This window comes from Rheinheimera sp. (genome assembly GCF_036782235.1).
Taxonomy (GTDB): Bacteria; Pseudomonadota; Gammaproteobacteria; order Enterobacterales; family Alteromonadaceae; genus Pararheinheimera.
Genome location: NZ_DAIPZL010000029.1, coordinates 1 through 8,516 on the forward strand (window position 1 = coordinate 1; position 8,516 = coordinate 8,516).

Here is an 8,516-nt window from a genome sequence, read left to right on the forward strand (position 1 = left end):
GGGGCTTTTTTATTTACTGCGATTCTGGCTGTGGATTACTTAGAGAGTAGTACAGCGAAGACAGCTTCCCGGCAACGCAAACAGTTTTGCGTTGCGCTGGCTGAGCAATCCCGAGCTCTGCGAGGGATATCAAGGCTCCCAATAAAGCCAAAAAGGCCCAGTCTAACGACTGGGTCTTTTTGCATTTTACGTCCTGTAAAATGTCCTTCGGACCGGCTGCGCCGTCCAAATCCGCTCCAGCGGATTTAGTGCTTTATGGCATCCTAGCGGACTATTGCCCGAGCTCTGCGAAGGGCATTAAGGCTCCCAAGATATACTTGGTTTTGACTGGTCGAAGATGCGTTAATCAAAGCGAAAGTTGTTGCGCCATTTTACTAAGTCACTTATCGGCATTGGCTTGGCAAACAAATAACCCTGTGCATAATCACAGTTTAGGCTTTGTAAAAACTGTTGTTGTTCCCAGGTTTCGACCCCTTCAGCCACAACTTTTAACTGTAGCGCCTGACATAAAGCGCAGACGGCTCTGGTGATTTCAATATCATTACTTTGATGTGGAATAGTCATCACAAAAGAGCGGTCTATTTTGACACAATTGATTGGCAGATTTTTTAACCGGCTTAAAGATGAAAAGCCGGTGCCAAAGTCGTCGATAGCTATAGTGGCGCCCTGATCTCTAAGCGCTTGTAATACAGCTACTTTACCTTCCAAATCCTGTAAAGCGGTTTCGGTAATTTCAAACTGCAACAACGCAGGATTTACCTGATACTGCCTGACTGCCTGAGTTACCCGCTCTATCAGTTGTTCGTCTTCCAGTTGCCGGACTGATAAGTTTAATGACACCTTTAAATGAGGCGTCAGTTGTTGTAAGGCCGCCATGTCTTTACAGACCTGGTCGATAACCCAGGCTCCAACTTCCACGATCAGGCTGCTGTGTTCAGCAATACCAATAAATTTTTCTGTGGAAATCATGCCGTAATCAGGATGAAACCAGCGGATAAGTGCTTCAACACCACAAAATTGTTTCTGTTGCAGGTCGATAATAGGCTGGTAATACAACATCAGACCGCTGTTTTTCAGCAGTGCAGTTTTGAGCTCTTTTTCGATAAAAACCCGCTCTTGAGTTTTATCCGCCATCGTGACATTAAAAAATGAATAACGATTGCGGCCACTTTCCTTTGCGGCAAACATGGCTAAATCTGCACACTTTAATAACTCGTCATAACTACTGGCATCTTCCGGAAAACAAGCGATGCCGATGCTGCAGGAAACCTGCACCTGGCTGTTATCAAGTTCGATTTCTTCATTAATTTTACGCAGCAGTTTTTCCGCAACTCTGTGATAAAAAGCAGGATTACTGGCATCAGGGGTAATAATGACAAACTCATCACCGCCTACCCGGATGGCGGTGTCGCCGGCTCGGGTCAATTCGCTGATGCGCTGGGCAATCACCTGCAGCATCCGATCGCCGGTGCTGTGACCTAGTGTGTCGTTAACTAGCTTAAAGCCGTCCAGATCCAAGTACATCACACCCAACATGCTTTTATTACGGGTAGCGCGTTCTACTTCAATTTTCAGGGTTTTTTCCAGTTTAGCCCTGTTGCCAAGGCCGGTCAGGTGGTCGTGAAATGCCAGTTTTGCCAGGTTTTCTTCAGCACGGCGTAATGCCGAGATATTTGAAAAGGTCAGCACATAATGACTGGTGGCACTGCCTGGCTGTGGACTTTTTACTTTGCAGATATGCTGCCATGCCGGAAAACTGCTTTGGTCTTTCCGTAGGCAAAGCACCTCACCACTCCAGTGACTTGCTTTGAGTTCAGACAGTTTGGCCGTCACAGGTGAATGGTGATTTTCCGGATACAAAAACGTCTCGGGGTGTTGGCCTAATACATCAGCGCTACGATAACCGGTAATAGTGGAGAAAGCCGGATTTGCGGATAACACGTTAAAATTTTGATCGAGAATAAGGATACCTTCAGCTGTGGTTTGAAAGACAGCATGAGCCTGCCTTAACTGATGTTCCGACTGCTGCTGTTCAGTTACATCCCGCATTACCCCGACTAACAAGGTTTGATTGCCCTGTTGAAAATGGCGGGCAAAAAGCTCAATCCAGCGCGGTTGCACACCGGCTAAGCGCATCACCACATTGATATCGCGGTCACGGTTAAACAGTTGTTGCAGGCGTTGGTGTTCACTAGGGTGAAACAGTTGCAACAGGTGCTCTAAACCGTCACAAATCACTTCGGGTGGATTAGATAGCAAGTCATTCACTATGCCACAGCTAAGCAGGGTGTTTTCGGTTTCGTCCAGCTCCCATAAACCAAGCTGTGCTGCCTGCATTGCCATTTGTAAACGCAGTTCAGAGCGTCTGACCTGTTGATCTGCCTGATGACGGCACAGCGCCATCCGAATGGACGCATCCAGCTCTTTGCGATCATAAGGTTTGATTAAATAACCATAAGGCAAACTTTGTTCAGCATGTTCCAGAATATTGTTATCACAAAAAGCGGACAAAAATATCACCGGCAGCTGCATTTCGTTGTGCAATAACCTGGCGGCTTCAGTGCCTCGCATATTGCCGGCCAGCTGAATATCCATCAGTACCAGATCCGGTTTTAACTTATTGGCAGTAGCCAGCACTTCTTCGCCATAAGCCAGTGTAGCCACAACAGTGTGGCCTAAATCTTCCAGCGACATTTTCAGATCCAGCGCAACTATGTGCTCATCTTCAACAATTAGAATATTACGGTTCATCACAATTTCTCCGTCACTGGTAAAAAGCGTACTCTGAAGCCTGTACCCGGTGAGCGTTGTAGTTGCAGCTCGCCACGCAGCTGGGCAATAAAAGTTGGGATCAATTGAAAGCCCAGCGAACTGCCTTTTCCAAGCTCTGCTTTGTCACCAAGTCCTACGCCGTCATCGACAATGGCCAGATGGATGTGCCCGTCTTCCAACAGGGACAGCTCGAGCCGGATCAGGCCGGTTTGCCGTCCGGGAAACGCATGCTTAATCGCATTGGTCAGCACTTCGTTCACGAATAGACCACAGGGGATGGCTTGCTCCAGTTCCAGTACCAGTTGTTGATCCACAGCGGAAAAATCGAACATGATCTGGCAATGCTGACTGAGACTTTGCCGCACCAGCTGGCATAACTGCTGCAAATATGAGCCGAGTGCAATAGAGGAAAAATCCCGTTTTTCATACAGCAGTTGGTGGGTGAGCGCCATAGTGCGCACTCTGAGCTGGCTTTCGGTTAATGCCTGCTTTAACTCAGGCATAGCGCCTCTGGCTTGCAGATTCAGCAAGCTGGAAATGATCTGCAGGTTGTTTTTAACTCTGTGGTGTACTTCATTGAGTAGGGTGGTGCGTTCATTCAGCAGCTGGCTTTTTTCATCAACAATAAACTGTAGTTTTTGCTGGGCAGCCTTTTGTGCTGTGATATCTGTGACTGTGGCCAGCACTCTGGCATCGCCTGTCATATTCAGATGGGTCAGGCCAATTTCCACCGGAAACAAAGAGTTGTCTTTGCGTTTGGCATAGAGTTCGGTCCGTTCGGACATCCGTCTGGAGCTAGGTTTTTGCAGATAATGATGACGGTGTTGGTGGTGACGTTCTGTTAGTTCTTTGGGCACCAGAATTTCAATAGGCTGGCCAATCAGCTCTTCAGCCTGATAACCAAACATTTCCAAAGCCCGGGGATTTAACATGGTGATACAACCATGCTGGTCTACACAAATCAGGCCATCGGCGGCGCTGTCAAATACCCGGCGAAAGCGTAATTCACTCTCCCGTAGTTCTGCTTCACTTTGGGTGCGGGCTGAGATATCAATCGAAGAGGGGATCAGATAACTGAGTTTACCGTCATCCTCATACATAGGTACCAGCATAAAATCCAGCACCATGATCTGGTCTTTCATTTTGGCGGTGATATCAAAACGGCTGGTCTTGCCTTCATTGGCGGCTTTGACTGCATCTTTCATACGTTGCCGTTCAGTTTCTGAATGTTCAAACCAGAAGGTATCCCAGACTTTTTGCTGCACCACGTCTTCGAGCTTTATGCCGGCGGCTTGCAGTGGTGGCTTGTTGGCATCAATCAAAGTGCCGTCCGGCGTCAGAATGCCAACAAAGGCAACTAAGCTGTCCAATACTTTGCGCAGCCGTTGCTGGCTTTGCTGCTGACTGCGTTCAAGCTGGCGCACTAAGGTTTGATTTTGTGCCAGCACAGCCACTGCCCCTATGCTTCCATCTGGTCTTGCCACCGGAAAATAACTGCAGAGCCAATCGCTGTTTTGCTCGGGGACTGCGGGTGTGGGCGCAGATACGGCAAAATCGAGCCGGGCTATACCGGTTTGCAGCACCTGCTGGATCACTGGCGCTATGTCAGGTGCCAGCTGCGGCAACATTTGCCATACCGTCTGACCCAGATGTTCGTCAATACTGTGGCCGTTAAAATCGGCCAGTGTTTGATTGATTGATAAATAACGTAACTCAGCGTCAAGTAAAGCAACGCCAGTTGGAATATGAGGTAACAGTAAATCGTAGGCTTGTGCTTTGAGTGCACTCAGTTCCTTCTCAGCCATCATCACGCCGGTTCCATCCTGTTAACAACAGTGCTGGTTTAAACCCTAGTTTATAAATTGGGGAAACTCAAAGTCGCAGAAAAGGATCTTCACCAGGCGAGGTCAGGCACAGTGCCTGACCATGCTTTGTGACCTACCAGCTGTTAGTCAGCGAGGTAATAATCAACAGTGGCCACCACCCGAACTTTTTTGATGTGTGGTGTGCTGCTGTCTCTGTCACTGATACTAAACTGGCCCTGATTGGCCTGTTTAATTTTACCAACTCTGCTGTTGGAATCGGCGGCAAACTTTTCCGCCACTTCACGGGCATTACGGGTGGCTTCTTCAATCATCTGAGGTTTAACACTATTTAAACCAGTAAATAAAAATTCAGCTTTACTGTCGTAGTCCTGGCCGGCAATAGCAATGCCGTTTTTGCTCAGTTCCAGCAGTTTTTGCATGGCACCATGCGCCATATCTACATTAGTACTGTATACGGTGACAATAGAGGTGGCGGTAAAACGTGGCTGGTTGGGATTGCCATCGTTATAACCGGCCTGACGGTCAACAAAAGCCGGCACTGATACCGAAATCTCGTCATCGGTAAAACCATGCAACTTTAAAAATGCGATAACCTGCTCATTTTTCTTTTCAACACTGGCCACCAGAGCGGTCAGCTCGTTGCCTACATCATTAAACTTGATGGGCCAGATCACTGTGTCGGCGGCAATGTCGCGTTCAGACAGGCCTTTGACCTGCACTGTACGCTCCAGCGCTTTGATGGACATCAGTTGCTGGCCAAGAGTGTAAGCTCCGGCGATAGTACCAAGGGAGAAAAAGACACCTAAAATCCAGGCATTACGTGAGTTTGTATTCATCAGAAGCTCCATGCGGGTCAAAAATCGGCTTATTCTGGGGGTTGTAGGTGAATTACAGATGAACTGCAATAAAAAAGCTCAGATCGGATGATCTGAGCTTTTGCGGTTAGACATGAAGGTTAATATTCTGCCCCAGATTGCCAACTGCAGAAGGTGCAGGTGCCGTCGGTGCAGAACTGATGGCACTTTGCAGCAACTGCAAGGTCATCTTCCCTTCCTGTTCTTGCTGGGATTTCGCCAGAGCGACGCCCAGTAACTCGTAGCTTTGGCTTAATGCCGCGCCACCGATGCCTTCAGTCATAGAACCTCCCATGCCAATACATCATATTGTTATCGGCCATTTGTGCCAAAAGCTGAACTATTATTTTTTCAGTATGGCAGAAGTTACTGTTTTTCTTCTGTATTTAGTTGTAATCAGGCGCGGTATTGTGATTGGCCAATAAAAAACCCCGCAGTTGCAGGGTTTTTAAAAGCACAAGTCGAACTTCAGGACAATTGCACCAGCGCAGTACCACTGTTTTTTAATTGAGAAGGAGACAATACAGGTGTTAACGGCCTCACGGGGCGGGTTGGACCTTTTTTCACTGTGCCTTTAATTAACGGCTCAGGCGTCGCTGGTAATTTGCCAAGTTTAGCTGCCAGCCCTTGCTGAATGTCTGCCACTGTGTAACCGGCTTTAATTTTCATCCGGACATAAGGAATGCCTGAAGCTTCTAAAGCGCCGCTGACAAACCAATCCGGAATGGCTTTATGACCGTCTTTGCTGCTGTTATTGACCAGATCAACCACAGCAACAATGCTCATATCTTCGCTGTCACACAATACATAATCCAGATATTTGGCATTGAGTTTTAACAAAGCGGCGCGGCGGGTTTTGCTGTCGGCATTACTTTTTAATTCCAGAATGTCGGCCAGTTTCACTCTGTTAATAATTTTGTATTTATCACCGACGGCTTTTTCCAGCAGCGTCAGAAAAGAACGTTCTACCTGGGTAAATAACTGCGATTTTTTGGTAAAAGGGAAGGGGTTGCCATGATGGATCAGACGATTAACGACCAATGCGGCAATCACAGCTAACAGCACCAGTAACAGGATAATAAATTCCATAATGACCTCTGACAAAATTTTGACTCTCAGCACAGGGATCGGTTGATCTCGGTGTTTCTCCGTCCTGACTGTGCAGAAGTTGTGCCACAGTATTAGTGTTTTTGCTCTAATTATCATTTTTTAAAATGATATCAGGCATTGTTGTCATTAATGGCAGTGATAAACCCTTTTGACTTATATTCGGCCTATAGTACCTGACACTAAGTAAGCTATCGTTTTATGCTTTGACAGCCAAAAGGCACAAAGCAGCACCAGCATAAGGACCAACAGCATGACTATTGAACGCGCTCATTTATCGATCCGTGGGGCTATGCAGCCTGCCTACGACGCTATTCTGACGGAAGAAGCCTGCGCTTTTCTGGTGGACTTGGTACGCGCTTTCAGGCCACAGTTGAAAACCTTGTTGGCGACACGCCAGCAGGTACAGGCGCGTTATGACAACGGCGCTTTACCGGATTTTCTTACTGACACCGCCCATATCCGTGCCGGCGACTGGAAAGTGGCGGCTATTCCGGCCGATTTACAGGACAGAAGAGTAGAAATTACCGGCCCTGTTGATCGCAAAATGATTATCAACGCCTTAAATGCTGACGTAAAAGTCTTTATGGCGGATTTTGAAGACTCACAGGCGCCAAGCTGGAGCGGGGTGATTGAAGGGCAAATTAACCTGAAAGACGCCAACCTTGGCACTATCAGTTATGAAGATCCGGCATCAGGTAAACAATATGCACTCAGAGATAACCCGGCTTTGCTGATAGCGCGGGTGCGTGGTTTGCATCTGTGGGAGCGGCACTTGTGGCTGGATGGTGAACAAATTCCGGGCTCGTTGACCGACTTTGCGTTGTATTTTTTCCATAATTATCAGCAGCGTCTGGCCAAAGGTTCAGGTGTGTATTATTACCTGCCAAAACTGCAGAGCCATCAGGAAGCCAAATGGTGGGACGATGTGTTTCGTTTTACCGAGCAGCGTTTTAACCAGCCTGTTGGCACCATCCGCGCTACTGTACTGATTGAAACTTTGCCTGCTGTGTTTGAAATGGATGAAATTTTATATAGCCTCAAAGACCATATAGTGGCGCTGAACTGCGGGCGTTGGGACTATATTTTCAGTTATATCAAAACGTTAAAGAATCACCCAGACAGAGTGTTGCCAGACCGTCAGGTGGTGACGATGAACCAGCCGTTTTTAAGTGCTTATTCAAGGTTACTGATTAAAACCTGTCACCGCCGTGGCGCTTTGGCGATGGGCGGTATGGCGGCTTTTATTCCGGCCAAAGATGCAGCGCAAAATGAGGCTATTCTGGCCAAAGTTACCGCTGACAAAACACTGGAAGCCAATAACGGCCACGACGGTACCTGGGTAGCCCACCCTGGCCTTGCTGCTACCGCAAATAGCGTCTTTAACGCCAAACTGGGTGATAAGCCCAATCAGCTGCATGTGCTGCGTGAACAGGATGCGTCTGTGACTCAGGCAGATTTATTACAACCTTCTGAAGGGGAGCGTACCGAAGCCGGGATGCGCACTAATATCCGTGTGGCTTTGCAGTATATTGCCGCCTGGATCAGCGGCAAAGGTTGTGTGCCTATTTATGGTTTGATGGAAGATGCGGCCACTGCGGAAATTTCCCGCACCTCTATCTGGCAATGGATCAAACACGGCAAAACCTTATCCAACGGTAAGCTGATTGATAAAGCCTTATTCAGCCAGATGCTGGAAGAAGAAGCGCTGGTGGTCAAAGCTGAAGTGGGCGATGAAGTCTGGGCTTCACAGAATTTTGAAAAAGCCGCTGCCTTGCTGCTCAGTATTACCACGGCTGACGAGTTGGTCGACTTTTTAACTTTACCGGCTTATGAGCTACTGCAGTGAACAGCTTATTAAAGGCTAACCAACTGATTTAAAATAAAAACGGGGCTTAAGCCCTAATGCCGATCAGATAAGAAAATTTCAGATCGGTTGACCGATCCAGTGGCTGAT

The 8,516-nt window shown here is 47.6% G+C and carries 6 protein-coding genes; 1 reads left to right on the top strand and 5 read right to left on the bottom strand.

Annotation, left to right across the window (positions count from 1 at the left end):
- Window positions 1-342: 342 nt before the first annotated feature.
- The 5 genes from V7P87_RS16625 to V7P87_RS16645 all read right to left on the bottom strand — a co-directional run bounded on the left by V7P87_RS16625 (window position 343) and on the right by V7P87_RS16645 (window position 6,541).
- Window positions 343-2,751 carry a two-component system response regulator gene (locus tag V7P87_RS16625; RefSeq protein WP_333798433.1) on the bottom strand — a complete coding sequence of 803 codons (2,409 nt, stop codon included), beginning with the start codon at window positions 2,749-2,751 and terminating at the stop codon, window positions 343-345.
- Window positions 2,751-4,577 carry a PAS domain S-box protein gene (locus V7P87_RS16630; RefSeq protein ID WP_333798434.1) on the bottom strand — a complete coding sequence of 609 codons (1,827 nt, stop codon included), beginning with the start codon at window positions 4,575-4,577 and terminating at the stop codon, window positions 2,751-2,753. The genes V7P87_RS16625 and V7P87_RS16630 overlap by 1 nt, the downstream gene beginning before the upstream one ends.
- A 143-nt stretch (window positions 4,578-4,720) precedes the next feature.
- Entirely contained in the window at window positions 4,721-5,434 is a 714-nt protein-coding gene (locus V7P87_RS16635) for an SIMPL domain-containing protein (protein WP_333798435.1), read from the bottom strand.
- A 106-nt stretch (window positions 5,435-5,540) separates the two neighbouring features.
- A complete protein-coding gene (locus tag V7P87_RS16640) occupies window positions 5,541-5,735 on the bottom strand; it encodes a hypothetical protein (protein WP_260658451.1) in 195 nt (64 codons plus the stop codon).
- A gap of 185 nt (window positions 5,736-5,920) precedes the next feature.
- A complete protein-coding gene (locus V7P87_RS16645) occupies window positions 5,921-6,541 on the bottom strand; it encodes a DUF2726 domain-containing protein (RefSeq protein ID WP_333798436.1) in 621 nt (206 codons plus the stop codon).
- 271 nt (window positions 6,542-6,812) lie between these two features.
- Between V7P87_RS16645 and aceB the strand changes: the two genes are divergently transcribed.
- Window positions 6,813-8,408 (top strand): malate synthase A, encoded by a 1,596-nt coding sequence (gene aceB, locus V7P87_RS16650; protein WP_333798437.1) that lies wholly within the window; start codon window positions 6,813-6,815, stop codon window positions 8,406-8,408.
- Window positions 8,409-8,516 lie beyond the last annotated feature (108 nt).